Below are 25160 nucleotides of genomic sequence, written 5' to 3'. Positions count from 1 at the left end.
GGCGGGGGGGGCGTCCCTTGGCGCGCCTCCCCCCTTCCGGCACACTGTCCGCAAGACCCGGCCCGCAGGACCGGGCGACGGGAAGGGTGGAAGCCGGAATTGACACTGCCTCTGTGGGCCAGCGCCCTTGTCGCGACCCTGATCGTCCAGACCATCAGCTCCTTCGCTACCATCGCCATCCCGCTGCTCGGGCCGCCGCTGATGGCCCGCGCCGGCCTGCCGCCGGAGGGGATCGGCCTCGTCTCCGCCATGACCTCGGCCGGCATCTGCTGGTGCCTGGCCTGCGGCGGGCCGATGCTCGGCCATCACGGGCCGGTGCGGACCCTGCAGATCGGCCTGGCCTGCACCGCCCTCGGCCTGTTCGTCCTGTCGCAGCCACTCGGGCTCCCGGCCCTGCTCGGCGCGCTGGCCATCGGCTTCGGCGCCGCGCCGAACACCCCGGCGGGCAGCCAGATCCTGATGCGCGCCGCGCCGCGCCGGCACCGCACGCTGATCTTCTCGATCAAGCAGGCGGGCGTGCCGCTGGGCGGCGCGCTGGCCGGCCTGATCGTGGCGCCGCTGGTGGCCGGCCAGGGGCTTTCCGCCGCGCTCTGGATGCTGATCGCCGTCAGCCTCCTCACCATCCTGGTGGTGCAGCCCTTCCGGCGCCGCCTGGACGGCGAGCGCGGCGAGACCCGGCCGGGCTGGGCCCGCGCCTTCCTCTCCCCCGCGGCGCTGCTCCGCTCCGCCAGCATCCTGCGCAGCCACCCCACCCTGCCGCTGCTGACGGCGCTGGGCGCCTCCTTCTCGGTGATGCAGGCCTGCCTGATGGCCTTCACCGCCACCTATCTCGTCACCCGCCACGGCGCCTCGCTGGCCGAGGCGGGGCGGACCATGGCGGCGATGCAGGGCGCCAGCATGCTGGGGCGCATCGCCATGGGCTGGCTGGCCGACCGCATGGGCCAGGCGATGCGCCACCTGGTGCTGCAAGCCGCCGCCTCGGCCCTGGCGGTGGGCCTGCTCGTCACGCTGGGCGGACAGGGCGGCTGGCTGCTGCAGGGCTGCGCCATGCTGGTGGGCTTCACCGCCATCGGCTGGAACGGCGTGCATATCGCCGAGCTGGCCCGGGTCGCGCCCGCCGCCCTGGTCAGCGACGTCACCTCCGCCGCCAGCCTCTTCGGCTTCCTCGGCTCGATCGGCGGGCCGCTCGCCTTCACCCTGCTGGTGGGCTGGACCGGCCGTTACGACCTGGCCTTCCTGCTGGTGGCGGCGCAGCTGGCGGGCTGCGGGCTGGCCTGCTGGCTGCTGCGGCCGCGGGAGGCCTGAGGCCGGGCGGCGTTCGCCCCGGCCCCGCCGCTCACCCCTCCCGCACCTGGAAGGCCATGCGCCGCACCAGGGCGTCCACCGCCGCCGCCGGCAGCAGCGGCGCGAGGCGCAGCGCCCAGGCCAGGGGCCAGGGGAAGGCGAGCTGCGCGTCGCCCTGCTGCAGGGCGCGGGCGATGCGGTCGGCGGCCGCCCCGGCGGTGAGGGAGAGCGGGCGCGGGCCGACCCAGCGCTCCCCCATGGCGCTCTCGAAGAAGCCGGGTGCGATCAGCGTGACGCGCAGGCCGCGCGGCCCGAGCCCGGCCCGCAGCGCCTCGCCATAGGCCCAGAGCCCGGCCTTGCTGGCGCAATAGCCGGGACTGTCCGGCAGGCCCCGGAACGCGGCGAGCGAGGCGACCAGCCCGAGGCTGCCCTGGCGCCGCGCCTGCATCCCCGGCAGCACCGCCTCCACCAGATGCACGGCGCCCAGCAGGTTCACCTCGATCTGCGCCCGCAGCGCGGCCAGCCCCTCGGCGCGGCCATCCGGCCGCGTGCCGGCGCTGATCCCGGCATTGGCGATGGCCAGGTCCACCGGCGCCTCGGCCTCCCAGCCGGCGACGATCCGCGCCAGCGCCTCCGCCTCGCGCACATCGCAGCGCGCCACCTGCGGCAGGGCGCCACGGGCGGCGCAGTCGGCGGCCACCCCGGCCAGGGCCGCCTCGTCCCGGGCGATCAGGCCGAGCCGCACGCCCGGCGCGGCGAAGCGCCGCGCCAGGGACGCGCCCAGCCCGCGCGAGGCGCCGGTGATGACGACGTGGCGGAACCTCACCGCAGCCGCCCGATCCGGGCCAGCGCGGCGCGGATGCGGCCCTCCAGCCCGCGGTGCAGCGTCCAGGGGGAGAGGGTCCAGGCGCCGGGGTCGTCCAGGCGCTCCAGCACGGTCTCGGGCGGGCAGGGCAGTTCGGTCACGGGGTCCACCTGACGAGGAAAGAGGATCAGCGCGCCGGCGACAAGGGCATCGAGGCTGAGGCGGCGCCCGCGCCGGGGCGGCGGGTTGCGGTCCTCCGTCAGGCCCCAGCCGGCATAGAAGGGCTGCCCCCAGGTGGTGACGGGCAGGCCGCGCAACAGGGCCTCGAAGCCGGAGAGGGAGGTCAGTGTGTGCAACGCGTCAATCTGCGGGAAAAGTGCCGCGAGCGGCGCGCCCGTCACCACCTGGTCGGCCAGGGCGGCGAGTTCCCCGGCCTCCAGCCGCCCGCGGCGGAAGCCCGCTTCCAGATCGGGGTGCGGCTTGTAGATCAGGAAGGCCTCCGGATGCGCGGCGCGGACGGCGCGCAGCAGGGCCAGGTTGCCCTGGATCGGCCCGCCGCCGAGTCGCACCGAGGCATCCCCCTCCACCTGCCCCGGCACCAGAAGGCGCTGCCGGCCGGGCGGCGCGGCGATCGCCGGCGTGGCGCCGCCCAGATTGTACTTGGTGACGCCGCGCGCCACGATCGCCCGGCGCAGCGCCGCGGCGCGGGCCAGCAGGGCCGGCGGGAAGTCGGCCTCGGCCAGCAGGACCTCCAGCTGGCTCGGGCGCGCGGGGTCGTAATAGATGCCGCGCGCATCCACCGCATAGGCGGCGCCGGGCAGGAAGCGCGCGCCGAGCCCGCGCGAGCGGACGAAGCCGTCCTCCACCGCGAGCAGCGCCACGCCCTGGGCGGCGCAGGCCTCGCGGAAGCCGGGCGGGATGGCGGCGGCCCAGGCGGCGACGGCCCCGCCCCGCCGCTTCGCCCGCCGCAGGGCGCCCGCCGGGGTGGCGGCGAAGCCCGGCCCGCCGCCGGCATGGGCGAAGAGCGCGGCGATGCGCCGCCGCTTCCAGAAGGCCATGCCGAGGCAGACGGCGACGCGCCGGTTCTCCTCCTGCCGCGCCCGCCACTCGGCCAGTTGCGCCAGGGCCTGCTCGAAGCGCCAGGGGCGGGAGAGGAAGGGGTCGGCGCAGCGCGTGGCGGCGATCAGCGCGGCCAGCCGCGGCAGCGGCGCCAGGCGGTACCCGGCCACCGCGACGCCGGCAATGGCCGCCAGCAGCGCCATGCCGGCATCGGCGCCATAGAGATCCTCCGCGAGGTCGAGCAGGGTCCAGGGCGCCAGCGGCCGGTCCAGCCAGTGCGCGCCCGCCGGCGGCGCCAGGACCGGACGGGCGCCCGGCGGCGCGGCGGGGTCGCGCGCCAGGATCAGCGGCCGCCCGCCCCCCCGCCCCTGGGACCGCGCCTGGGCCTGCGCCAGGTCGGCGCGGGCGGCGGCGGCGCGCTCCGGCCGGCAGGGGTCGAGCACCAGCAGGGCGGCGCGGGACGGCAGGCGCAGCGCCGCGGCGCCGGGGTCGGGCAGGCCCGCCGCGCCGCCGATCCGCGCCTCCGCCATCAGCGCCGTCGCCGCGGCCGCGCGGGCCGCGGCCTCCGGCGCCAGTTCCGGCGGCGCGGCCAGGGGAGTGGCGAGCAGGCAGGCCGCGGCGCCCTCCACCGGCAGGAGGGCGACCGCACGGCCGCGCCCGGCGAAGCGGGGAGAGGGCAGCAGGCCGGTGGCATAGCGCAACAGCCCGGTTCCGCGCGGCGGGCAGGGCACGGCCCTGTCGGCCGGCACGGCCCAGAGGCCGGCCTCGCTGGCTGGGCGGAGATCGTGCTCCGGCCAGAAGGCGGCGAGATGCCGGGCTTCGGCCGGGGCCAGACCCGGAAAGGCGATACCGGGCTTCAGGTGGTTCAGCGTCGCCCTCGCACAATCTGAGATGAATCGGATATTAATGTTAAAACCATAGGTAGGTTTTGCCATGCGCACTGCACTGCGGTAAGTTTTTATCATGCAATCAGGCGTGCATGCCACCGGAGTCAAGGATATCAACGTGCTGAAGACCATTCCCATCAGCATCTCCAGGTTGTTTCCTCTGCTCCTGATCGCGGCCGTCCTGGGGGGATGCGGCAGCCTGCCGGGACTCGGGACGGCCCGGGAGCCCGTTCCTCCCGCCCAGGCCACCCTGCCGCCGCCGCGGCCCGAGGACCCTCTCGCCGCCTTCGCCGCCACCGCGCGGGAGGGCCAGCAGGCGATGCTCCCCCCCGCCCCCGGCGCGCCGCCGGCGCTGGTGCGGGTGGCGCGCAGCTACTTCGCCGGCAGCGGCCGCAACTGCCGCGAGCTGGCGATGGGTGGCGGCCGGGCGGCGCTCTATTGCGAGGACGCCTCCTCCGGCTGGGCCGCGGCGCGGCCGCTGCTGCGCGGCGGCGCCGTGGCGCGGCCGTGATCGAGGACATCCCGCGCCGCCTCCCGAGCAGCGCGCTCTCGGCGCAGATCCGGGTCATCGGCGCGCTGTTCACGCGCGAGATGCTGACCCGGTTCGGCAGCAGCCGGGTTGGCTATGTCTGGCTGTTCGGCGAGCCCATGCTGCTCTCCACCATGATCTCGCTGATCCACTGGAGCAGCGGACATCAGATGCCGAACAACCTCCCGGTCTTCCTGTTCTACGCCCTCGGCTATGTCCCCTTCATGATGTTCCGCTCCATCGTCAACCGGGGCGCGCACGGCATCCAGGCCAATATCTCCCTGCTCTTCCATCGCAGCATCTCGCTGACCGATATCATGTTGGCCCGCAACCTGCTGGAGATGATGGTCTGCGCCGCCGTCATCACGATCTTCGTCGCCGTCGCGATGGTCTTCTTCGGGGAGTATCCGCATCAGCCCGCCGTCTTCGTCGCGGGCCTGCTGATGAGCGCCCTGCTCGGGCACGGCTTCGGCATGCTGCTGGCGGCGCTGCAGGTCTTCTACGAGCCGGTCGAGCGGATCGTGCACCCGCTCACCTATATCCTGATGCCGATCTCGGCGACCTTCTACATGGTCGACATGATGCCGAGCGAGACGCAGGCGCTCCTGCTCTGGAACCCGCTGGTGCATGTGCACGAGCTGAACCGCTGGGCGCAGTTCGGCGACCGCACCATGCCGCATTACGACATCCCCTATGTCCTGATCTGGATCCTGGCACTGAACATCCTGGGCCTGGCCGGGCTGCGCGCCGCCCGATCCCGCCTCTCCATCATGGGCGAGTGAGCATGGCGGGCGCGATCGAGCTGGAGAACGTCTGGAAGAGCTTCGAGGTGCGGCAGGGCACGGCGCGCCGCCACGTGCTGCGCGGCGTCAATGCCCGCATCACGCCGGGCGATCATGTCGGCATCCTGGGTCGCAACGGCGCCGGCAAGTCCACGCTGCTGCGCATCCTGGCCGGGGTCGAGCGGCCGACGCGCGGCCGGGTGCGGCGCGACCTGTCGATGTCCTGGCCGATCGGCGGCAATTACGGCATCCAGTCGAGCCTGACCGGCGCCGCCAACGCCCGCTTCATCGCCCGCCTCTATGGCACGCCGCTGAAGCGCACCGAGGAGTTCGTCGAGGACTTCGCCGAGCTCGGACCCTATTTCCGCGAGCCGGTGCGGACCTATTCCTCCGGCATGTCCTCGCGCCTGCTGATGGCGCTCTCCTTCGCCGTCAACTTCGACTGCTACCTGGTGGACGAGGCGCTCTCCACCGGCGATGCGCGCTTCGCCAACAAGTGCCGCGAGGTGCTCGACACCCGCCGTGCCCACGCCGCGATGATCATCGTCTCGCACAACGCCCTGCATGTGAAGAAGTACTGCAAGACAGCGGCGATCCTGCGGAACGGCATGCTGGAATTCTATGAGGATGTCGATGAAGCTATCGCCGCCTACCAGGGTCTCTGACCCCGCCATCTCCGGCGCGGCGCAGAGCCACGCCGCTCCTCGCCGCCCCTCGCCGCTGCTGCGCAGCCTCTGGCGCAAGCGCTTCTTCCTGCTGCTGGTCGTACTGCCGACGCTGATCGCCGGCATCTACTTCTACGGCTTCGCCGCCAGCCAGTATGTCTCGGAGGCGCGCTACCTGGTGCGCGGACGGCAGGACAGCCGCGGCGCCAGCTCGCTCACCGAGATGATGGGCGCCGCCGGCTTCAAGCAGGTCAGCGAGGAATCGCTCAGCGTGCGCGACTACCTGCAATCGCACGACGCGCTGCACGCGCTGAAGGAGGGCATCGACATCGTCGGGCTCTACCGGCGGCCGGAGGCGGACCTGCTGGGCCGGCTGTGGTTCGCCGACCCGCCGGACGAGATCCTGAAGATGTACCATGGCATGATGAACACCGTGGTGAACGATTCCACCTCCGGCATCACCACGCTGCGCGCCCGCGCCTTCCGGCCGGAGGACGCGCAGCGCATCGCCGAGGAGCAGCTCCGCCTGGCGGAGCTCTTCGTCAACCATCTCTCCGCGCGCTCGCGGGAGGAGTCGCTGCGCAGCGCGCGCGACGAGCTGGAGCGGGCCGAGCAGCGCGTGCTGGCCTCCCAGGCCGCAATCACCGAGTGGCGGCTGCGCGAGCAGTCGGTCGATCCCACCGGCAACGCGCAGATCGGCATGGAGGGCCTCGGCGCGCTGGAGGGCGCGCTGACCGGCGCCCGCGCCGAGTTGCAGGAGAAGTCGAGCTTCATGCGGCCGGACAACCCGCAGATCGTGACCATCCGCAACCGCATCGCCTCGCTGCAGCGCGAGATCGCCGAGCAGCGGCGCCGCATGACCCATGACGGCGCCCTGCCCGGCCAGCTCGCGACCTATGAGCGGCTGGCGCTGGAGCGGGAGTTCGCCAACAAGCAGCTCGCCTCCGCCACGCTGTCGCTGGAGACGGCGCGGCTCGACGCGCAGCGCCAGCAGATCTTCCTCGCCCGCGTGGTGGAGCCCAACCTGGCCGACTACCCCCTCTACCCCCGCGCCGCCGTCACGCTGCTCAGCATCTTCATCGTCCTCTCGGTGCTCTACGGCATCGGCTGGATGATGCTCGCAGGAATCCGAGAACATGCCTTCTAGCCGCGCGCTCCTGGCCGCCCTCCTCGCCCTCCTGGCCGGTGCCGCCCCTGTCCTGGCGCAGCAGAACCCGCTGCTGAACGCGCCGAGCCCGGGGCTGATGTCGCGCGGCGGCGCCTCTCAGCCGCAGGCGGTGCCGCAGCTGCTGCCCGAGGAGACGATGATCAACCGCGCCGGCAGCACCACCGAGGCGGAGGCCAGCGCCACCGCCGAGGGGCCGCTCGCCGAGCCCTATCGCCCGCCCGGGCCGAGCCGCACCGTCTTCGGCGCCGCCCTCTTCGCGCGCGGCGCGCCCACGCCCTCCGAGACCTCGAACCCGAACTACCGCCTCTCCGCCGGGGATCGGATCAGCGTCCGCGTCTGGGGGCCGGTGGAATCGGAGGTGATGGGCGCCATCGACCCGGACGGCAACCTCTTCCTGCCCTCGATCGGCCCGCTGCGCCTGGCCGGCACCCGCGCCGGCGACCTGCAGCGCACCGTCGAGGCGGAGGTGCGGCGGATCTACACCCAGCAGGTGCAGGTCTATGCCGTGCTGCTCTCGGCCAGCCAGATCGGCGTCTACGTCACCGGCTTCGTCAAGCTGCCGGGCCGGCACCTCGGCTCGGGCTCCGAGACCGTGCTGGACTTCCTGATGCGCGCCGGCGGCGTCGATCCGGTGCGCGGCTCCTACCGCGACATCACCATCAACCGTGGCAGCCGGCCGCTGGTGCGGATCGACCTCTACCCCTTCCTGCTGCAGGGCAAGCTGCCGCGCCTGACGCTGCAGGACGGCGACACCATCGTCGTCGCCAAGCAGGGCTCCACCGTCTCGGCCGATGGCGCGGTGCGCAACAACTACCTCTTCGAGGTGGCCGGCGGCGGCATGGCGGGCAGCGAGCTGCTCGACCTCGCCGGCGCCCTGCCGGCGGTGACCAACGCGGTGATCCGCGGCACGCGGCGCGGCCAGCCCTGGTCGCGCTACGTGGACATGGCGGCGCTGCGGCAGCAGACCCTGCTCGACCAGGACGTCGTCACCTTCATCACCGACGCCCCGGCGCCCACCGTGCGCGTCTTCGTCGAGGGCAGCCGCATCGGTCCCTCGGTGCTGGTCGCCGACCGCGACATGAACCTCTGCCAGCTGCTCGACCATGTCGCGGTGGACGCGGCGCTGGCCGACACCCGGTCGGTCTTCCTGCTGCGGCCGCGCATCGCCGCGCAGCAGCGCCGCGCCATCAACGAGGCGCTGGACCGGCTGGAGCGGCAGCTCTTCACCGCCACCTCCGCCACCACGGGCGTCGCCGAGATCCGCAGCCAGGAGGCGCAGCTCGTCTCCAACTACATCCAGCGCGGCCGGCGGCTGCAGCCCGAGGGGCGCCTCGTGGTGATGGACAATGGCGGCCGCTGCTCGGCGGTGCGGCTCGAGGACGGCGACACCATCGTCATTCCCGAGCGCTCCGACACGGTTCTGGTGGCCGGCGAGGTGACGACGCCGCAGGCCATCCTGTGGCGGCCGGACATGACCATCGACGACTACATCAAGGCCGCCGGCGGCTACACCCAGCGCGGCGACAGCGGCGGAGTGATGATCCGCCGCGCCAGCGGGCAGATCATCCTCGACCCGCGCGAGGGGCCGCGCCCGGGGGATGAGCTGATCATCCTGCCGCAGCTCGGCGCCAAGAGCTTCCAGATCGCCCGCGACCTGCTGCAGCTGATCTACCAGTCGGCGCTGTCGGTGCGGGTGTTCAACTGAGGGCGGGGCGCTGACGCGGCGGGACCGGGAAGCCGGCCCCGCGAGCCCCGGCTGCGAAACCCCCGCCCCGCCGGCGGGGGTTTCCTCTTTCCGGCCCTCAGCGCCGCAGGCAGACCACCGCCCGGCGCCTCTCCCAGCCTTCCGCCTCCAGCTCCGGCCGATCGCTCTCCGCCTCCGGCCAGCCCAGGCAGGCATAGCCGATGAAGCGCCAGGCCGCCGGCACGTCGAGCGCCGCCGTCACCGCCTCCGGCTCCAGGATCGAGACCCAGCCGAGGCCCAGCCCCTCGGCCCGCGCCGCGAGCCAGAGCGTGTGCAGCGCCATCACCGCCGAATAGGCCAGGGTCTCCGGCATGGTGCGGCGGCCGAGGCCGTGGCCCTGCTCCGGGTCGGGCAGGCAGAACAGCGCCAGCTGGCAGGGCGCGCGGTCCAGCCCCTCCAGCTTCAGCCGGGCATAGAGCGCGGCGCGCTCCGGCGCCTGCCCGGCCAGGGCCTCGGCATTGCTGCGGGCGAAGAGGGCGCGGATCGCCGCCCGCCGCTCCGGCGATTCGACGCGCACGAAGCGCCAGGGCTGGCTGAGCCCGACCGAGGGGGCCGTGCCGGCCAGCTCCAGCAGCGCGGCGATGCGCGCCTCCGGCACCGGGTCGGGCCGGAAGCGCCGCACGTCGCGGCGCCACAGGAACAGCGCGCGCAACGACTCGCGGAACGCCGCGCCGAACTCGGGCGGCGGCATCAGGCCGGGATGGGCAGCGCCCGGCGGAAGCGGCGGCCCTCCAGCAGCGCCAGCCGCCCGGCCGGATCATCCTCGCGCGCCAGGGCGAAGCCGGTGACGCCGATGCCGATCGGCCGTGCGCCCTCGATCGCCGGCCCCGCGGCGGTGATCTCGACGCGCAGCGCCGCCTCCTCGGCCCCCCCGCCGGGCGGCAGGCGCAGCGCGACCACCGCCGCGGCGCCGGCGGCCAGGCTCAGCCGCACGGGGGCGGCGGCCCGCGCACCGCGCCAGGCCAGGATCTCCACCTCGCGCGGGGCCTCCCCCGGCGCGCGCAGATCCAGCTCCAGCCGCAGCGCCGTGCCGCCCACGCCCGGCGGCGCCAGCGGAAGGGTCAAGCCGGCGGTGCCGGGCCGCGTCCAGGTGCCCCACACCTCCAGCCCGTGCCAGCCGCCGCCGTCGCGCACCGCCTCGGCCACCGCGGCCTCCAGCCCGGGCCGGGGGGCGCCGTTCCGCAGCGGATGGCGCCGCCCCGTCTCCAGCGGCAGCAGCGCCAGCGGCACCCGCTCCTCCGCTTCCGCCGCCAGCCGCCGCGCCTCGGCCAGGAGCTGCCCGGCCAGCGCCGCCCAGCCGCGCCGGGGCGGGGCGGCGGCGATGGCGGCCTCGGCCGCGGCGCGGCAGGCCGGATCGGTGATCAGCCGGGTCAGCTTGTCGAGCAGGTCCGACTCGTGGCCCGGCGCGAAGAAGACGGCGCCGCCCTCCCCGGCCTCCAGCAGCCCGGAATGGGCCGGCACCAGCGCGACCTTGCCGGCGGCGAGGCTCTCCGTCACCGGCAGGCCCCAGCCCTCGTGATGGCTGTTGTAGAGGGTGAAGAGGCAGGCCCGGTACAGCGCCGCCAGCAGCGGGTCCGGCACATCGGACAGGATGCGGACCTTGTCGCGCAGCTCCGGCGCATGGGCCAGCAGGTCGAGCGCCGCCTCGGCCCGCCAGCCCGGCCGGCCGACGCAGACCAGCTGCGGCACCGCCGCCGCGCCCAGGCGGCGCGCCAGGGTCAGCCAGGCCTGGAAGACCATCAGGTGGTTCTTGCGCCCCTCGATGGTCGAGACGAAGAGGACGAAAGGCCGGCCGCCGCGCAGCAGCGGATGGTCCGGCGCCGCCCCCGCCACCGGCCGCGGCGCCGCGTCGAGCGGCACCACCGCGACCGGCGGCGCCGGGATCTCCGGCAGCAGCGCCGCGTGCAGGCGCCCGAGGTCCGCGGCGGTGGAGCGGGAGACGGCGAGCACGCCATCGGCATGCAGGGCCAGGTTGGAGAACCAGTGGGCATAGCCGCGCACCGTGCCCTCGGTGCAGTGCTCGGGCAGCAGCAGCGGCACGCAATCGTGCAGCAGCGGCACATGGCGCAGCCCGTCGCGCTGGCGGGCCAGGCGCAGCTGGCCGAGGTAGTCCTCCACCCCCCAGGTGCCGCCGAGCGTGACCAGCACGGCGGCCTCGCCCGCCTCGTCGCGGGCGAAGCGCAGCGGCGGCGCCTGCATCCGCTGGTTCAGCACCGCCACGGCCTCGTGCCAGTCCGGCGCCTCCATCCCTGCCCCCTGGGTCATGAGGTGGTCGAGCCGGCGGAACAACGGCGCCGGCAGGTCGCGCCAGCCGCCGCCCTCGGCCGGCATGGCACAGAGGCGGGGCGGCGCGGCGCCCGCCGAGGCGGCTTCGGCCAAGGTGGGATGGGCCAGGGCGGCATCGGCGATGCCGAGCTGCACGCGCTGGATGCCGCTCGGGGCGCGCCGCCCGCCGCGGACCCAGGCGACCAGGTCGGTCAGGTCCAGCACCACGCCGCCGGCCGCGGGCACCGGGCGCCGCGCCGTCTCCGCCAGGGCCCGCCACTCCGCCCAAGGCGCGGCGGCGGCGGGATCCAGCAGCACGGCCCGGCCATAGGCCTCCAGCGCGGCGGCGGCCTCGCCCCGCAGCTTCTCGGCATGGCCGATCTGCAGCGCGATGTCGGCCTCGCCGGGGCGCTGCGCCGCCGCCACGCGGTAGAGCGCCAGGGCCTCCCCGACGCGCCCGGCCTCCTTCAGGCAATGCGCCTGCTGCACCCGCATGCCGGCATCCTCCGGGCGCAGCTCCAGGAAGGCGGCATAGGCCGCGGCGGCGCGCAGCCAGTCGCGGCGGTCGCGCAGACCGTCCGCCTCGCGCCGCAAAGCCTCCGCCGGATCCTGGATCATGCTGCCCTCATGAAAACGCGCTTGCGATGCAGCATAACTCTTCGCCTATGAGCAATAAACCGTTAGGGTTTTGCTATGACCGCTCGCATCGCCATCGATGGATACAACCTCGCCCTCGATAAGGGCACGGGTGTCGCGACCTATGCGCGAAACCTCAGCTTCCGCCTGGGCGCGCTGGGCGCCGAGGTGGACGTGCTCTATGGCACCCGCGCCAGCCCGAGCCGCAACGAGCTGATCCGCGAGATCGCCTTCTTCGATGACCGGGTCGGCGACACCGAGCGCTGGCTGCGCTGGGTCCGCGCCACCCGCCGCACCCTGATGGGCCCCTTCGGCGAGGTGGCCACCCGCGTGCCGATCACCGGCCGGGTGGTATCCAACACCTTCGAGGCGCGGATGCCGCATTTCGACCGGCTGTGGAATGTCGAGAACGGCTTCACCATGGCCGCCAACTACTACAAGTGGTACAAGCGCCGGCTCAAGGTCTGGATGCCGCGCAGCCCGCAGGTGATGCACTGGACCTACCCGATCCCGATGCGGATCCCGGGCGCCCGCAACATCTACACCCTGCACGACCTGGTGCCGCTGCGCCTGCCCTTCACCACGCTGGACAACAAGCGCCGCTACTTCCGGCTGAACCGCCTGCTGGTGAAGAAGGCCGACCATATCATCACCGTCAGCGAGGCCAGCCGGCGCGACATCATCACCCTGCTGGGCGCCAGGCCGGAGAAGGTGACCAACACCTACCAGTCGGTCGAGATCCCCCGCAAGTTCGCCGAGAAGCCGCTGTCCGAGGCGCAGGACGAGATCCGCGGCAGCTTCGGGCTGGAGTGGAAGAACTACTTCCTGTTCTTCGGCGCCATCGAGCCGAAGAAGAATGTGGGCCGGATGATCGAGGCCTTCCTCGCCGCCGACACCGACCTGCCGCTGGTCATCGTCGGCAAGCAGGCCTGGAAGAGCGAGGAGGAGCTGCGCCTCCTGTTCGACGACCACATCCGCTACCAGGTGCAGGAGGGCAGCATCCTGCGCACGAAGCGCAAGATCGTGCTGCTCGACTACGCGCCCTTCCGCCTGCTGGTCTCGCTGGTGCGCGGCGCCAAGGCGGCGCTGTTCCCCTCGCTCTACGAGGGCTTCGGCCTGCCGGCGCTGGAGGCGATGAAGCTCGGCACGCCGGTGATGACCTCCAACACCTCCTCGCTCCCCGAAGTGGTGGGCGAGGCGGCGATCACCGTCGATCCCTATGACGTGCGGGCCATGGTCGAGGCGATCCGCGCGCTGGACCGCGACGCCGACCTGCGCGGCTGGCTGGAGCAGGCCGGGCCGAGGCGCGCGGCGGTGTTCAGCAACGAGGCCTATGAGCGGCGCCTGGCCGAGGTCTATGCGCGGATGGGGGTGAAGCTCGACCGGCCTCCCGCGCCGCCGGTCCGGGCACCGGAGGCCGAGGCGGAGGCCGTGGCGGCGGAGTGAGCCGCGCCGGCCGCTTCCCGCGGATCTAGATTCCCTGGCCGGCGAGCTCCGGAGCGGGCCGCGCCCCCTCCGCTCCCGCCTCCCCTCCGGCCCCCAGGCGCACCACCCGCCCCGCCACCTTCTCCGCCAGGGCCGCCTCATGCGTCACCACCAGCAGGGCGGTGCCGCGCTCGGCCGCGGCCTCGCCGAGCAGCGCCATCACCTCCTGCTGCATCAGCGGGTCGAGGCGCGAGGTGGCCTCGTCGGCGAAGAGCAGGGCGGGCTCCAGCAGCAGCGCCCGCAACAGGCCGAAGCGCTGCAACTCGCCGCCCGAGACCTCCGAAGGGCGCCGCGCCAGCAGCGCGGGCGCCAGCCGCAGCCGGGGCAGCAGCGCCGCCACCCCGCCCGCCGCCAGCCCATGCCGGCGGCACAGCTCCGCCAGGCCCTGGCCCAGCGGCTGGCTTGGCGCGAAGGCCGCCAGCGGGTCCTGGTAGAGCTTCTGCAGACCGAGCGGCCCCACCTGGCCGCCCCGCCGCACCATCCCGGCATCGGGCCGCGCCAGGCCGAGCAGCAGGTTGCCCAGCGTGGTCTTGCCGCAGCCGCTGCGCCCGGCGATGGCCACCACCTCGCCCTCGCCCACCGTCAGGTCCAGCCCGCCGAACAGCTCCCGGCCGCCCAGCCGCTTGCCGAGGCCGCGCGCCTCCACCACCATCCGCCCCGCGGCGCGGCGCGGCCAGGGCGCCCAGCGCGACGGCTCGGCGCCGACCAGCCGCCGGGTGTAGTCGTGGCGCGGCGCCTCCAGCAGGTCCGGCAGGGGGCCCTCCTCGATGACCTCGCCCGCCAGCATCACCATCGCCCGCCCCCCCAGCAGGCGGGCCAGCGCCACGTCATGCGTGATGACCAGCAGCATCCGCCCGGCCTCCGCCTCGGCCCGCAGCAGGCGCCCGGCGGTGTCGCGCAGGTCGGCGTCCAGCCCCTTGGTCGGCTCGTCGGCGATCAGCAGATCGGCCCCGGCCGCCTCGGTCGCCGCCAGCGCCACGCGCTGGTTCATGCCGCCCGAGAGCTGGAAGGGGTAGCGCCCGCCGGCCCCCTCCAGCCCGAGATGGCGGAAGCGCGCGGCGGTCCGTCGCCGGGCCTCGGCGGCGGGGCGGCCATGCACCAGCCGGTCCACCTCCTCGACCTGCGGCGCGGCGCGCATGGCGGGATCGAGCGCCGCCCAGGGCTCCTGCGGCAGCATGGCGATGCACCGCCCCCAGAGCGCCCGGCGCTCGCGCGGCGGCAGCGGCAGGAGGTCCCGCCCCGCCAGCACGATCCGCCCCTCCGCGCGGAGGCCGGGCGGCAGCGCGCCCATCACCGCCTGGGCCAGCAGCGACTTGCCCGAGCCGGTCTCGCCCAGCAGCACCAGCGGCTCACCCGGGCGCAGCGTGAAGCCGGCCCCGCGCACCAGCACCCCCTCGGGGCCGGTGACCCGGAGATCCTCGACGATCAGTCCCATCGGCGCGGTCATGCCCGTTCGCGCCCGGCCAGCAGGTGCAGGCCGAGCACCGTCAGGAAGATCAGCATCCCCGGCAGCAGCAGGGCGAGCGGCGCCTCGGCATGGTAGGGCAGCAGCTCGGTCATCATGCTGCCCCATTCCGGCACCGGCGGCCGGGCGGCGACGCCGATGAAGGCCAGCGCGGCGATGGTGGTGACGGCGGTGCCGGCGGCGAAGGCGAAGAGCGTGGCGGCCAGCGGCGCCACCTCGGGCCAGAGATGCCGGCGCAGGATGTGCCAGCGGCCGAAGCCGAGCAGCCGCGCCGCCTCCACCTGCGGCCGCGCCAGCACGCCCGCCGCCGTGTTGCGGCTGATGCGGAAGAACTCCACCCAGAGGGCGAGCGCGAGGCCGAGATAGAGCGGCAGGAACGCGCCGGGGGCGAAGGCCGTGACCAGCACCACCAGCAGCAGCGCCGGCAAGGCCTGCACGGCGTCGGCGAGGCCCAGGAGCAGCCGCTCCGTCCAGCCGCCGCTGAGCGCCGCCAGCAGGCCGAGCAGCGTGCCCGGCACGGCGGCGGCCAGCGCCGCCAGCAGCGCGAAGCCGAAGGAGAGCCGCGCCCCGGCGGCCAGCCGCGCCAGCAGATCCCGCCCCAGATGATCGGTGCCGAGGGGATGGGCGCCCCCGGGCGGCAGCAGCGCGTCGGAGAGGTTCTGGCGCAGCGGATCGGCGCCGTGCAGCGGGCCGAGCAGGGCGAAGGCGGCGACGGCCGCGAGCATCAGCCCGCCCGCCAGCCTCTTGCGGGAGAGCCTCATGCGTGGCGCCGCCGCGGGTCCAGCGCCCAGCAGGCGAGGTCGGTCAGCGCGTTCAGCGTCACGAAGAGCAGCCCCATGGCCAGCGCCGTGCCCTGCACCATCGGGATGTCGCGCCCCAGCACGGCATGCACCAGCGCATGGCCGATGCCGGGCCAGGCAAAGAGAGACTCCACCACCACCACCCCTTCGATCAGCACCACCAGCTGCAATCCGAGATAGGCCACCACCGGAATGGCGGCGTTGCGCGCGCCGTGCCGGCGGAAGGCGGCGGCGTCGGACAGGCCCTTCATCCGCGCGAAGCCGAAGAAGGGCGAGGCCACCACCCCCGCCACCGCGTCCCGCGTCACACGGGACGAGGCGGCGGCCAGGCCGAGCGCCAGGGTCAGGGCCGGCAGCACCACCTCGCGCCAGCCGCCCACGCCCGCCACCGGCAGCCAATCCCAGGACACGCCCAGCCAGAGCATCAGCCCGATGCCGATGACAAAGGCCGGCAGGGCGCGCAGCGCCGCCGAGGCGGCCAGCAGCGCGCCATCCCACCCGCCGCCGGCACGCAGCCCGGCCAGCGCGCCGAGCGGCGGCCCGATCAGCAGCGAGAGCAGCAGCGCCGCGACCGAGAGCAGCAGGGTATGGCCAAGCTGGACGGCGAGCGCGTCCGTCACCGCCTCGCCCGAGGCCAGCGAGGTCCCGAGGTCGAGGCGCGCCAGATCGGTGAACCAGGCGCCGAGCTGCGCGATCCAGGGCCGCTCCAGCCCCAGCTCCCGCCGCACCGCCTCGGCCGCGGCGCTGTTCACCAGGTCGTAGCCGTAGCGGCTGGCGGCGATGCGGTAGGCCATGTCGCCCGGCAGCAGCCGCACCATCAGGAAGCAGGCGGTGCCGACCAGCAGCGCCACCAGCACGGCCTGGGCGGCGCGCCCGGCGAGCAGCCGGATCAGCGCGCCCATGTCGCGCCCGCCACGCGGTAGGACAGCTCCAGGGGGTCGATCGAGAGGCCGCGCACCTGCCGCGAGACGGCGGTGGCCAGGTCGAACCAGCTGACCGGGATGACCGGCATCTCCTCCTGCAGGATGGCCGAGGCGCGGCCGCGCAGCGCGGTGCGCTCGGCCGGGTCGGCCGTCTCGCCGAGCCGCTCCAGCACGCCGTTCAGCGCCTCGCTGGACCAGCCCATGGCGCCCCAGTCGCCGCCCCGCGGCCCGTAATCCTGCAGCATGGTGCCCAGCGGGTCCGGCACCAGGGAGAAGTTGCGCGCCATCAGCGCCGCCTCCAGCGTGCCGTCCCGGTGCCCGGCCGGGATCTCGCCGCTGTTGACGATGGCGACCTTCATCTCGACGCCGATCTCCCGCAGCTGCGCCTGCATGGCGGTGGCGAGCCCCGGCAGCTCCGGCCGGTCCGAGAAGGTGCGGAGCGTGAAGGAGAAGGGCTTCCCCTCCCGCACCAGCAGCCCCTCGGCGCCGGGCTGCCAGCCCAGCTCCGCCAGCAGCCGCCGCGCCTCCGGCAGGTCCCGCCGCAGCGGCGGCAGGCCGGGCACATGCCACTCCGCCAGGGCCGGGGGAAAGAGCTGGGTCGCCATCGAGGCGGGCGAGCGCAGCAGCGCCGCCGCCATCCCCTGGCGGTCCAGCGCCAGGGAGAGGGCGCGGCGGGCGCGGACGTCGCGAAACAGCGGCAGGCCGCAGTTGAGCTTGATCAGCCGGGTGCGCGGAATGGCGCGGGTGTCGATGGCGAGCCGCGGGTTGCGGCGCAGCCGCTCCACCGTCTCGGGGGCGAGCTGCGCCACCAGCTCGGCCTGCCCGCCCTCGGCCATGGCCGCCCTGGTCTCGCCCCGAGCCGCCGCCAGGTAGGAGACCCGCGCGATGGCCGGCGCCGCTCCGTCCCAGTGCGCCGAGCGCCCGGCCTCCAGGCGTTGCGGCAGCAGCAGGCGCGTCACCTGGTAGGGGCCGCTGCCGATCACGGCGCGCACCGCGCCGCCCTCGAAGGCGGCGGGGGCCAGGATGCCGGCGCTGTAATGCGCCAGGAAGGCGAGCAGCGGGGAGAAGGGCCGGGTGGTGCGAAGGACCACCTCGCCCGGCTCGCCCGGCTCGATCGCCGCGATCGGCAGATTGCCCAGCAGCCCGCCCTGCTCCCGGGCGCGGCGCAGGGCGGCGGCCACCGCGGCGGCGTCCACCGGCGTGCCGTCATGGAAGCGGGCGCCCGGCCGCAGCCGGAAGCGCCAGGTGAGCCGGTCCTGCGACAGATCCCAGCCCCGCGCCAGGCCCGGCACCGGCAGGCCGCCGTCGTCGGCGCCGACCAGCGTCTCCACCACCTGCATGCGCTGGAAGACATAGCCGGAGCGTGCCGGCTCCAGCCCGTTGATCTCGTTCGAGGTGACGACCCGGAAGAGATCGGCGGCGGGCTGGGCGCGGAGCGGGCGCGCCAGCAGCGGCAGGCCCGCTGCGGTGAGCAGGCCGAGGGAGCGGCGGGAAAGCGGAGCGGCTGTCATGGCGCAGCCTTGTGCATGAAACGTTATAACGGTTCAAGTGGGCTCGTGCCGACGAGGGATCCCGGCCAGGGCGTCCATCACCCGCCTGCTCCGTGCCCGGCCGTCGCGGCTACGCCGCCCGCAGGCACAGCAGCCGCGCCGCGCCGTGCTCCCGCTCCGCCAGCACCGTGAAGCCGGGCGGCTCCGGCGCCTCCTCCCGCCCGGTCTCGGCGACGACCAGCGCCCCGGGCGCGATCCAGCCGGCCGCGCCCAGCGCCGCCAGGGCGCGCGGCACCAGCGCCTGGCCATAGGGCGGATCGAGGAAGACCAGGCCGCAGGCGCAGGGCGCGCGCGGCGGGCGGGTGGCGTCGCCGGGCAGGATGCGGGCGCGCTCCGCCTCGCGGCAGGCGGTGATGTTCGCCCGCAGCACACCCAGCGCCACGCGGTCCCGCTCGATGAAATGCGCCGCCGCCGCGCCGCGCGAGAGCGCCTCCAGCCCCAGCGCCCCGGTGCCGGCGAAGGCATCCAGCACGACGGCCCCCTCGATGGCGCCGCGCCCGGCCCAGGGCGCGTGCCAGAGCATGTCGAACAGCGCCTGCCGCACCCGGTCGGCCGTAGGGCGGGTGGCGGCGCCGGGCGGCGCCTCCAGGCGGCGGCCCCGATGCCGGCCGGCGATGATCCGCACCCGCTGTCCTCAGCCCGGCTTGCGCGGCCCGCGCCGCCGGGCGCCGCCGGGGCCTTCCGGCTGGTCGGCATCCGGCCCCTGGGCCACGGCGCCCCAGGCGCGGCGCAGCGGCTCGGTGGCGTTGCGCGCGCGGGGCGGCTTCGCCGGGCGGCTGCGCTGCACCGCCTCGGGCTTCGGCGCCCCCTCCCCTCCCTGCGCCAGGGCGCGGGCCGCGGCGGTCTCGGCGGCGGCGCGGGCCTGGGCGGCGCGCTCGACGCCGCGCTGCAGCCGGGGCGGCGCGTCGAGGCCGAGCTGCTCGCGCAGCACCTTGGCGTTGATCTCCTCCACCGCGCCGCGCGGCAGCGGCCCCAGGGTGAAGGGGCCGTAGGCGGTGCGGATCAGCCGCGTGACGGTGAGGCCGAGATGCTGCAGCACGCGCCGCACCTCGCGATTCTTGCCCTCGGCCAGCGAGACGGTCAGCCAGGCATTGGTGCCCTGGCGCGAATCCAGCCCCGCCTCGATCGGGCCGTAGGCCACGCCCTCCACCGTGACGCCATGGGCCAGCGCCGCCAGCGCCCGCTCATCGACACGGCCGTGCACGCGGGCGCGGTAGCGGCGGATCCAGGCATTGCCGGGCAGTTCCAGCTTGCGACTCAGCGCGCCGTCATTGGTCAGCAGCAGCAGCCCCTCGGAATTGAGGTCGAGCCGGCCGACCGAGACCAGGCGCGGCAGCGCCGTCGGCAGCTCCTCGAAGACCGTGCGCCGCCCCTCGGGGTCCTTGTGCGTCGTCACCAGCCCGGGCGGCTTGTGGTAGCGGAACAGCCGCGTGCGCTCCGGCGCGCCGACCGGCTTGCCGCCCACCGTCACCCGGTCCTCCGGGCCGACGAAGGTCGCCGGGCTTTCCACCGCGCGGCCGTTCAGCGAGACCGCGCCCTCGGCGATCAGCCGCTCGGCGTCGCGCCGGCTGGCCACCCCGGCGCGGGCCAGCCACTTGGCGATGCGCTCGCCGCGCTCCTCCGTGGCCGGGCCGCCCTCCGCCGTCTCCTCGCCGTTCATGCGGCCCTCCGCGCGGCGGCGGCCTCGCGGCAGGCGGCGACGAACCCGTCCAGGATCGCCTGGTCCCTCGGGTCCACGGCGTATTCCGGGTGCCACTGCACGCCGAGGGCGAAGCGGTGCCCGGTGCTCTCGATCCCCTCGATGACCCCGTCCGGCGCCACGGCGTTGACCGCCGCGCGCGGCCCCGGCGCCGCCACCGCCTGGTGGTGCGCCGAGTTCACCGCCATGCGCGGCACGCCCACGAGGCGCGCCAGCAGCGTGCCGCCGGTGATCGCCACCTCGTGCCCGGGCTCGGTGCGCGGGTTGGGCTGCTCATGCGCCAGCGCCGCGGGGATGCTGTCCGGGATGTGCTGGATCAGCGTGCCGCCCAGCGCCACCGCCAGCAGCTGCTCGCCGCCGCAGATGCCGAGCACCGGCATGTCCCGCTCCAGCGCGCCGCGCACCATGGCCAGCTCGAAGGCGGTGCGCCCCTGCTTCAGCGCCACCGTCGGATGCGCCGGCCCGCCGCCATAGAGCGACGGATCGACATCGAAGGCGCCGCCGGTGACCAGCAGCCCGTCGATCTCGTCGAGATAGGCGCCGGCCAGCGACAGCTCGTGCGGCAGGGCGACCGGCAGCCCGCCCGCCGCCGTGACGCCGGAGAAGTAGTTCTGCCGCAGGGCGTACCAGGGCAGCCTGGAATAGCCGCCAGGCTGTTCCGCATCGAGGGTCAGGCCGATCAGGGGGAGGGTGCGCATGGCTGCGGTTGCTAGCCCCGCCGCCCGGTGAGAACAATGCATTTCAGAATCCGAGGGAGGCCCCGATGCAGTTGAGCGGCAAACGCGTGGTGGTGATGGGCGGCAGCCGCGGCATCGGCCGTGCCATCGCGCTGGGCTTCGCGCAGGAGGGTGCCGCGGTCGCGATCTGCGCGCGCGGCGCCGGGGCGCTGGAGGCGACGCGGGCGGAGATCGCGGCGCTCGGCGTCACCGCCTTCGCCGCGCCCTGCGACCTCGCCGAGGCGGCGCAGATCGCCCGCTTCATCCCCGAGGCGGCGGCGGCGCTGGACGGGCTCGACGTGCTGGTGAACAACGCCTCCGGCTTCGGTTCCACCGATGACGAGGCCGGCTGGTCCGCCGCCTTCCACATCGACATGATGGCCACCGTGCGCGCCAGCCAGGCGGCGCTGCCCTTCCTGGAGCGGTCCGGGGCGGGGGCGATCGTCAACGTCTCCTCGATCTCGGCGCTGCGCGCCAGCGCCCGCAGCGCGCCCTATGGCGCGATGAAGGCGGCGATCGACCACTACACCGGCAGCCAGGCCAAGATGTACGCCGCGCGCGGCATCCGGGTGAACGCCGTGGCGCCCGGCTCCATCGAGTTCCCCGGCGGCATGTGGGAGAAGCGCCGGCTGGAGGGCGCGCCGCTCTACGAGGAGATCCGCCGCCAGATCCCCTCCGGCCGGCTGGGCGAGCCCGAGGCGGTGGCCGACGTGGTGCTGTTCCTGGCCTCCCGCCGCGCCCGCTGGGTGACCGGGCAGAGTGTCGTGGTCGATGGCGGGCAGCTCATCGGGCCGGGGAGCTGAGGGCCTTCCCCGGACCCGCGCCGGCTCAGCCGCCGGTCCTGCCGGCCGCGGTCTGATCCTTGACCGGCGTCGCCGCGCCGGTGCCCTTCACCAGCTCGATCGCGGCCAGGCAGTCGCGCTTGTTGTGGTAGGTCTCGCCGCCGGCGACGATCTGGTGGTTGGCGGATCTGAGGTTCCAGTAGTACTGGCCGGAGGCGTTCTGGCTGATCGTGAAGTACATGGCGGAACTCCCTGGATACGGTGGCCGGGGATGCGGTGGCCGCCGAGGATAGCGCAGGCTTGGCCCCGCCCGCTGCCGGATTCGTTCCCCACCGATGGTTCCGCCGCATGCCCAGCCCCGGCCCCTCCGCCCCCAGCCCCATCGCCCTCGCGCTGGAGGAGGCGCGCGCCGCCGCCGCGCGCGGCGAGGTGCCGGTGGGCGCCGTCGTCACCGCGCCGGACGGCACGGTGCTGGGCCGCGCCGGCAACCGGGTGGAGGAGCTGTGCGACCCCACCGCCCATGCCGAGATCCTGGCCCTGCGCCAGGCGGCCGCGGCGCGCGGCGAGCCGCGCCTGCCCGACTGCACCCTGACGGTGACGCTGGAGCCCTGCCCGATGTGCGCCCAGGCGGCGAGCTTCTTCCGCGTGCGGCGGCTGGCCTTCGGCGCCTATGACCCGAAGGGCGGCGGCGTCGAGCATGGCGCGCGCGTCCTGGCCGCCGGCTCCTGCCATCATGCGCCGGAGATCGTGGGTGGCCTGCGCGAGACGGAATGCGGCACCCTGTTGCGCGCCTTCTTCGCGGGGCTGCGGGAGAGGAGGGACCGATGCTGACCGGAGGCTGTCTCTGCGGCGCCATCCGCTACGAGGCGGGCGGAACGCCCTTCCACGCCACACTCTGCCACTGCGCCTCCTGCCGCCGCGCGGCCGGCGCGCCCGTGGTCGCCTGGTTCAGCGTGGCGCGGCGCGACTTCCGCTGCACCACCGGCCGGCTCGGCCTGTTCGAGTCGAGTCCCGGCGTCTGGCGCGGCTTCTGCGCCGCCTGCGGCACCAGCCTGACCTACCGGCATGACGACCTGCCGGACGAGATCGACATCACCATCGCCAGCCTGGACGATCCCGGAGCCCTCCCGCCGGCCGACCACACCCAGGCCGCCGAGCGCCTCCCCTGGCTGCCGCTCTGCGATGGCCGGCCGGCCTATCCGGGGGGACGCAGCGAGGGCTGAGCCGCGTGGATTCTCCCGCACCCCGGTTGCCGCCGCCGGCATCGCCCCACAGCATCGGCGGCATGGACAACCCCTTCGCCGATCCCCGGACGCTGCGCCGGATGATCGTGGTCTTCGGTTTCGCGGGCTTCTCCGGCGCCCTGGCCGGGCGGGCGCTCGATCCGCTGATGGCCGAGCTGGCCCTCGACTTCGCCGCGCCGCATGAGCGCGTGGCGCTGCTCGCCAGCGCCTTCGCCCTGCCCTATGCGCTGGTGCAGCCGGTGCTGGGCCCGATCGGCGATGCCTTCGGCAAGCGCCGCGTGGTGCTGCTCTGCATCGGATTGCTGGCGGTGACGCTGGCCCTCTGCGCGCTGGCGCCGGGGCTGGACGGGCTGTTCGCCGCGCGGATCGCCGCCGGGCTGGCGGCCGGCGGCATCTTTCCCCTCACCCTCGCCCTGTTCGGCGATTCGGTGCCCATGGCCCAGCGCCAGGTGGCGATCAGCCGAGTGCTGGCCTGCGCCATCCTGGGCCAGCTGGCGGGCGGGGCGGTCTCGGGTGGGATCGCGCCGCTGGTCGGCTGGCGGGGCGTGATGTGGGTCTGCGCCGCGGCGGCGGCGCTGTCCTGGGCGGTGCTCTGGCGCGACGCGCGGCGGCAGCCGGCGGCCGCTCCGCCGGGCCCGGCCCCCTCCCCCGCCGAGGTGGCGCGGCGCTACCGGGCCATCCTGGCCAATCCGCGCGCCCACCCGCTCTATGGCGGCGTCTTCATCGAGGGCATGCTGGTCTTCGGCCCCATGCCCTTCCTGGCCGTCCTGCTGGGACAGGACGGGCATGGCACGCTGCGGGCCGGGATCGCCATCGCCGCCTTCGGCCTCGGCGGCTTCGGCTATGCGCTGTTGGCGGCCTTCCTGCTGCGCGCCATCGGGCAGGCGGCGATGATGCGGCTGGCCGGGGGCCTGGTGGCACTGGGCATGACCGCCACCGCCCTGGCCTGGGGGCTGGAACGGCCCTGGGCCGGAATCGGCGGCAGCTTCCTCATCGGGCTCGGTTTCTTCATGCTGCACAACAGCATCCAGGTGCGGGTGACCGAGGTGGCGCCCCTGGCGCGGGGTTCGGCCGTCGCCCTGCATGCCTTCAGCTATTTCCTGGGGCAATCGGCGGGGCCGGGCGTCTTCGGCCTGGCCATGGCGCTGGCGGGGGCGGTGCCGGCGCTGCTCGCCGCGGGCCTGGGGGTCCTGGCGGTCAGTCTCTGGCTCAGCCTCGCACCCGCGACACAGCCGAACAGAACCTGAACGGTTACACGGGCGCGCCCTCTCGAATCAAGGCCATGCTCCGAGTCGCGCGAACGAATCGCTGACGTTCGGTAACGCTCTCAGCCACCAGATCTGGTGTGCGCCGCGCCGACGCCCGCCCCAGACGGTTCGCTTTCCATTCCGGTCAGAAGTCGCTGACGCGGCCCTTCCTTTCCCAGTCGCCATAGCGCGTGGGTTCCGGCCCGGCGGGGCCGTCGATCTCCTTGGGCATGGGGCCGGGGACGGGACGGGCCGCCTGGTCGGCGGCAGGCGCCGGGGTGGAGGTCTGGGCGGGGCCGGCCGGGCGGTCGGCCTCTTGTGGAAGTGTCGTCATGCTTCCCATCTGGGGTGGAAAGGGTGCTGAGGAAAAGAGGGGCATGAACGGATACCTGCGCACGACCCTGCTGCTCGCGGCCATGACCGCCCTCTTCGTCGTCGTCGGCGGCGCCATCGGCGGGCGGAGCGGCATGATGGTGGCCTTTCTCTTCGCCTGCGCCACCAATCTTTTCGCCTGGTGGAACAGCGACAAGATGGTGCTGCGGATGAACAATGCCCAGCCCATCGGGCCGCAGGACGCGCCGGAGCTCTACCGCATGACGGAGCGGCTGGCGCGCAACGCCGGCATCCCGATGCCGGCCCTCTATATCATCCATGAGGATCAGCCGAACGCCTTCGCCACCGGCCGCAACCCGCAGAACGCGGCGGTCGCCGTGAACACCGGGCTGCTGAACCGCATGCCACCCGAGGAAGTGGCCGGCGTCATCGCCCATGAGCTGGCGCATATCCGCAACCGCGACACGCTGATCATGACCATGACGGCGTGCCTCGCCGGCGCCATCGGCATGATCGCGCAGTTCGGCTTCCTGTTCGGCGGCAACCGGGACGGTCGCGGCCTGGGACCGATCGGCACGCTGCTGATGATGATACTGGCCCCTCTCGCCGCCATGCTGGTGCAAATGGCGATCAGCCGCTCCCGCGAGTACGAGGCCGACCGGGTGGGCGCGGAGATCAGTGGCAATCCGGCGGGGCTTGCCAATGCCCTGTTGCGGCTGGAGCAGGGGCGCCTCGCCTTCGTCAATCAGGCGGCCGAGAACAATCCAGCCATGGCGCATATGTTCATCGTCAACCCGCTCTCCGGCGCGCGGATGGACAACCTCTTCTCCACGCATCCGAAGACCGAGAACCGCGTGGCGGCGCTGCGGCAGATGACGGGCCAGAGCCGTGGCGGGGGCCGTTCGGGCATCCCGGAGATGGCGGCGCGCCCGGCTGCGGGTACCGCCTCCGGCCCGTGGAGCCGCGCCCGACCCGGCCCGCAGCGGTCCCGCGGCCCCTGGGGTTAGACCATCGCCTCCGGAGTGCATCCCCGGGCTGAACGCGGAAAGGCCGGGCGATCGCCCGGCCTTTCCTTCATCGGGCGCCCTGGCG

At 74.5% G+C, this 25160-nt stretch carries 24 protein-coding genes and 1 pseudogene; 12 read left to right on the top strand and 13 right to left on the bottom strand.

What is annotated here, in order from left to right:
- Window positions 1-99 precede the first annotated feature (99 nt).
- Complete coding sequence (locus ACF3NH_RS08280) at window positions 100-1305, top strand: MFS transporter (protein WP_422922500.1); 1206 nt, start codon at window positions 100-102, stop codon at window positions 1303-1305.
- Window positions 1306-1336: 31 nt separating this feature from the next.
- Here ACF3NH_RS08280 and ACF3NH_RS08275 read toward each other — a convergent pair whose 3' ends face one another.
- Together ACF3NH_RS08275 and ACF3NH_RS08270 are read right to left on the bottom strand one after the other, a co-directional pair.
- Window positions 1337-2110 (bottom strand): SDR family NAD(P)-dependent oxidoreductase, encoded by a 774-nt coding sequence (locus tag ACF3NH_RS08275; protein ID WP_422922499.1) that lies wholly within the window; start codon window positions 2108-2110, stop codon window positions 1337-1339.
- Window positions 2107-3849 carry a capsular polysaccharide export protein, LipB/KpsS family gene (locus ACF3NH_RS08270; protein WP_422922498.1) on the bottom strand — a complete coding sequence of 581 codons (1743 nt, stop codon included), beginning with the start codon at window positions 3847-3849 and terminating at the stop codon, window positions 2107-2109. The genes ACF3NH_RS08275 and ACF3NH_RS08270 overlap by 4 nt, the downstream gene beginning before the upstream one ends.
- A gap of 304 nt (window positions 3850-4153) precedes the next feature.
- Between ACF3NH_RS08270 and ACF3NH_RS08265 the strand changes: the two genes are divergently transcribed.
- From ACF3NH_RS08265 to ACF3NH_RS08245, 5 genes are read left to right on the top strand one after another with little or no spacing between them, the layout of a single operon-like run.
- The gene (locus ACF3NH_RS08265; protein WP_422922497.1) at window positions 4154-4546 is read left to right on the top strand and encodes a hypothetical protein; all 393 of its coding nucleotides are present in this window, start codon (window positions 4154-4156) and stop codon (window positions 4544-4546) included.
- Entirely contained in the window at window positions 4543-5346 is an 804-nt protein-coding gene (locus ACF3NH_RS08260) for an ABC transporter permease (RefSeq protein WP_422922496.1), read from the top strand. The genes ACF3NH_RS08265 and ACF3NH_RS08260 overlap by 4 nt, the downstream gene beginning before the upstream one ends.
- A gap of 2 nt (window positions 5347-5348) precedes the next feature.
- Window positions 5349-6011, top strand: coding sequence for an ABC transporter ATP-binding protein (locus tag ACF3NH_RS08255; protein WP_198365177.1), 663 nt, complete (start codon window positions 5349-5351; stop codon window positions 6009-6011).
- On the top strand, window positions 5980-7158 hold the full coding sequence (locus tag ACF3NH_RS08250) for a capsule biosynthesis protein (protein ID WP_422922495.1): 1179 nt from the start codon (window positions 5980-5982) through the stop codon (window positions 7156-7158). The genes ACF3NH_RS08255 and ACF3NH_RS08250 overlap by 32 nt, the downstream gene beginning before the upstream one ends.
- On the top strand, window positions 7148-8884 hold the full coding sequence (locus ACF3NH_RS08245) for a polysaccharide biosynthesis/export family protein (RefSeq protein WP_422922494.1): 1737 nt from the start codon (window positions 7148-7150) through the stop codon (window positions 8882-8884). Before ACF3NH_RS08250 ends, ACF3NH_RS08245 begins: the two co-directional genes overlap by 11 nt.
- 97 nt (window positions 8885-8981) lie before the next feature.
- Here ACF3NH_RS08245 and bluB read toward each other — a convergent pair whose 3' ends face one another.
- Window positions 8982-9614, bottom strand: coding sequence for a 5,6-dimethylbenzimidazole synthase (gene bluB / locus ACF3NH_RS08240; protein WP_422922493.1), 633 nt, complete (start codon window positions 9612-9614; stop codon window positions 8982-8984).
- Entirely contained in the window at window positions 9614-11806 is a 2193-nt protein-coding gene (locus tag ACF3NH_RS08235) for a glycosyltransferase (protein WP_422922492.1), read from the bottom strand. The genes bluB and ACF3NH_RS08235 overlap by 1 nt, the downstream gene beginning before the upstream one ends.
- Window positions 11807-11881: 75 nt before the next feature.
- Here ACF3NH_RS08235 and ACF3NH_RS08230 point away from each other — a divergent pair, with 75 nt between their 5' ends.
- Window positions 11882-13270, top strand: coding sequence for a glycosyltransferase family 4 protein (locus ACF3NH_RS08230; RefSeq protein WP_198365173.1), 1389 nt, complete (start codon window positions 11882-11884; stop codon window positions 13268-13270).
- A 25-nt stretch (window positions 13271-13295) separates the two neighbouring features.
- Here ACF3NH_RS08230 and ACF3NH_RS08225 read toward each other — a convergent pair whose 3' ends face one another.
- From ACF3NH_RS08225 to ACF3NH_RS08195, 7 genes and pseudogenes are all read right to left on the bottom strand, one after another.
- Window positions 13296-14756, bottom strand: a complete 1461-nt coding sequence (locus ACF3NH_RS08225) for an ABC transporter ATP-binding protein (protein ID WP_422922491.1) — start codon at window positions 14754-14756, stop codon at window positions 13296-13298.
- A complete protein-coding gene (locus ACF3NH_RS08220) occupies window positions 14753-15535 on the bottom strand; it encodes an ABC transporter permease (protein WP_198365172.1) in 783 nt (260 codons plus the stop codon). Before ACF3NH_RS08220 ends, ACF3NH_RS08225 begins: the two co-directional genes overlap by 4 nt.
- Window positions 15532-16476, bottom strand: coding sequence for an ABC transporter permease (locus ACF3NH_RS08215; protein WP_422922490.1), 945 nt, complete (start codon window positions 16474-16476; stop codon window positions 15532-15534). The genes ACF3NH_RS08220 and ACF3NH_RS08215 overlap by 4 nt, the downstream gene beginning before the upstream one ends.
- On the bottom strand, window positions 16464-18008 hold the full coding sequence (locus ACF3NH_RS08210) for an ABC transporter substrate-binding protein (RefSeq protein ID WP_422922489.1): 1545 nt from the start codon (window positions 18006-18008) through the stop codon (window positions 16464-16466). Before ACF3NH_RS08210 ends, ACF3NH_RS08215 begins: the two co-directional genes overlap by 13 nt.
- A 109-nt stretch (window positions 18009-18117) precedes the next feature.
- Complete coding sequence (gene rsmD / locus ACF3NH_RS08205; RefSeq protein WP_422922488.1) at window positions 18118-18672, bottom strand: 16S rRNA (guanine(966)-N(2))-methyltransferase RsmD; 555 nt, start codon at window positions 18670-18672, stop codon at window positions 18118-18120.
- Between the two features lie 267 nt (window positions 18673-18939).
- Window positions 18940-19707, bottom strand: a pseudogene (locus ACF3NH_RS08200) (pseudouridine synthase); the annotation flags it as partial.
- Complete coding sequence (locus tag ACF3NH_RS08195; protein WP_198365167.1) at window positions 19704-20444, bottom strand: gamma-glutamyl-gamma-aminobutyrate hydrolase family protein; 741 nt, start codon at window positions 20442-20444, stop codon at window positions 19704-19706. The pseudogene ACF3NH_RS08200 and the gene ACF3NH_RS08195, both read right to left, overlap by 4 nt.
- Window positions 20445-20509: 65 nt before the next feature.
- Between ACF3NH_RS08195 and ACF3NH_RS08190 the strand changes: the two genes are divergently transcribed.
- Window positions 20510-21265, top strand: coding sequence for an SDR family NAD(P)-dependent oxidoreductase (locus tag ACF3NH_RS08190; protein ID WP_422922487.1), 756 nt, complete (start codon window positions 20510-20512; stop codon window positions 21263-21265).
- Between the two features lie 25 nt (window positions 21266-21290).
- Here ACF3NH_RS08190 and ACF3NH_RS08185 read toward each other — a convergent pair whose 3' ends face one another.
- Window positions 21291-21485: a YegP family protein gene (locus tag ACF3NH_RS08185; RefSeq protein WP_198365165.1), complete on the bottom strand. Its 195-nt coding sequence runs from the start codon at window positions 21483-21485 to the stop codon at window positions 21291-21293.
- A 107-nt stretch (window positions 21486-21592) separates the two neighbouring features.
- On the opposite strand from ACF3NH_RS08185, the gene ACF3NH_RS08180 reads away from it, so the two are divergent.
- The 3 genes from ACF3NH_RS08180 (at window position 21593) to ACF3NH_RS08170 (ending at window position 23735) form a co-directional block, all read left to right on the top strand.
- On the top strand, window positions 21593-22075 hold the full coding sequence (locus ACF3NH_RS08180) for a nucleoside deaminase (protein WP_422922486.1): 483 nt from the start codon (window positions 21593-21595) through the stop codon (window positions 22073-22075).
- Window positions 22069-22467, top strand: coding sequence for a GFA family protein (locus ACF3NH_RS08175; RefSeq protein WP_198365163.1), 399 nt, complete (start codon window positions 22069-22071; stop codon window positions 22465-22467). The genes ACF3NH_RS08180 and ACF3NH_RS08175 overlap by 7 nt, the downstream gene beginning before the upstream one ends.
- A 62-nt stretch (window positions 22468-22529) precedes the next feature.
- Window positions 22530-23735: an MFS transporter gene (locus ACF3NH_RS08170; protein WP_422922485.1), complete on the top strand. Its 1206-nt coding sequence runs from the start codon at window positions 22530-22532 to the stop codon at window positions 23733-23735.
- A 145-nt stretch (window positions 23736-23880) separates the two neighbouring features.
- Here the strand turns inward: ACF3NH_RS08170 and ACF3NH_RS08165 are convergent, their stop codons facing one another.
- On the bottom strand, window positions 23881-24069 hold the full coding sequence (locus tag ACF3NH_RS08165) for a succinate dehydrogenase assembly factor 4 (RefSeq protein WP_198365161.1): 189 nt from the start codon (window positions 24067-24069) through the stop codon (window positions 23881-23883).
- A 43-nt stretch (window positions 24070-24112) separates the two neighbouring features.
- Between ACF3NH_RS08165 and htpX the strand changes: the two genes are divergently transcribed.
- Entirely contained in the window at window positions 24113-25075 is a 963-nt protein-coding gene (htpX, locus tag ACF3NH_RS08160) for a zinc metalloprotease HtpX (RefSeq protein ID WP_422922484.1), read from the top strand.
- Window positions 25076-25160 lie beyond the last annotated feature (85 nt).

This window comes from Pseudoroseomonas sp. WGS1072, from assembly GCF_049340465.1.
GTDB lineage: Bacteria > Pseudomonadota > Alphaproteobacteria > Acetobacterales > Acetobacteraceae > Pseudoroseomonas.
The sequence above is the reverse complement of the archived record's forward strand: the minus strand, read 5'-3'. Positions and strand labels throughout refer to the sequence as shown.

What these genes read in the sequence shown, in the direction of transcription:
- ACF3NH_RS08255 (WP_198365177.1), top strand. Translation starts at nt 5,349, where the DNA reads ATGGCGGGCGCGATCGAGCTGGAGAACGTCTGGAAGAGCTTCGAGGTG.
- ACF3NH_RS08250 (WP_422922495.1), top strand. Translation starts at nt 5,980, where the DNA reads ATGAAGCTATCGCCGCCTACCAGGGTCTCTGACCCCGCCATCTCCGGC.
- ACF3NH_RS08245 (WP_422922494.1), top strand. Translation starts at nt 7,148, where the DNA reads ATGCCTTCTAGCCGCGCGCTCCTGGCCGCCCTCCTCGCCCTCCTGGCC.
- bluB (WP_422922493.1), bottom strand. Translation starts at nt 9,614, where the DNA reads ATGCCGCCGCCCGAGTTCGGCGCGGCGTTCCGCGAGTCGTTGCGCGCG.
- ACF3NH_RS08235 (WP_422922492.1), bottom strand. Translation starts at nt 11,806, where the DNA reads ATGATCCAGGATCCGGCGGAGGCTTTGCGGCGCGAGGCGGACGGTCTG.
- ACF3NH_RS08230 (WP_198365173.1), top strand. Translation starts at nt 11,882, where the DNA reads ATGACCGCTCGCATCGCCATCGATGGATACAACCTCGCCCTCGATAAG.
- ACF3NH_RS08225 (WP_422922491.1), bottom strand. Translation starts at nt 14,756, where the DNA reads ATGACCGCGCCGATGGGACTGATCGTCGAGGATCTCCGGGTCACCGGC.
- ACF3NH_RS08220 (WP_198365172.1), bottom strand. Translation starts at nt 15,535, where the DNA reads ATGAGGCTCTCCCGCAAGAGGCTGGCGGGCGGGCTGATGCTCGCGGCC.
- ACF3NH_RS08215 (WP_422922490.1), bottom strand. Translation starts at nt 16,476, where the DNA reads ATGGGCGCGCTGATCCGGCTGCTCGCCGGGCGCGCCGCCCAGGCCGTG.
- ACF3NH_RS08210 (WP_422922489.1), bottom strand. Translation starts at nt 18,008, where the DNA reads ATGACAGCCGCTCCGCTTTCCCGCCGCTCCCTCGGCCTGCTCACCGCA.
- ACF3NH_RS08195 (WP_198365167.1), bottom strand. Translation starts at nt 20,444, where the DNA reads ATGCGCACCCTCCCCCTGATCGGCCTGACCCTCGATGCGGAACAGCCT.
- ACF3NH_RS08190 (WP_422922487.1), top strand. Translation starts at nt 20,510, where the DNA reads ATGCAGTTGAGCGGCAAACGCGTGGTGGTGATGGGCGGCAGCCGCGGC.
- ACF3NH_RS08185 (WP_198365165.1), bottom strand. Translation starts at nt 21,485, where the DNA reads ATGTACTTCACGATCAGCCAGAACGCCTCCGGCCAGTACTACTGGAAC.
- ACF3NH_RS08180 (WP_422922486.1), top strand. Translation starts at nt 21,593, where the DNA reads ATGCCCAGCCCCGGCCCCTCCGCCCCCAGCCCCATCGCCCTCGCGCTG.
- ACF3NH_RS08175 (WP_198365163.1), top strand. Translation starts at nt 22,069, where the DNA reads ATGCTGACCGGAGGCTGTCTCTGCGGCGCCATCCGCTACGAGGCGGGC.
- ACF3NH_RS08170 (WP_422922485.1), top strand. Translation starts at nt 22,530, where the DNA reads ATGGACAACCCCTTCGCCGATCCCCGGACGCTGCGCCGGATGATCGTG.
- ACF3NH_RS08165 (WP_198365161.1), bottom strand. Translation starts at nt 24,069, where the DNA reads ATGACGACACTTCCACAAGAGGCCGACCGCCCGGCCGGCCCCGCCCAG.
- htpX (WP_422922484.1), top strand. Translation starts at nt 24,113, where the DNA reads ATGAACGGATACCTGCGCACGACCCTGCTGCTCGCGGCCATGACCGCC.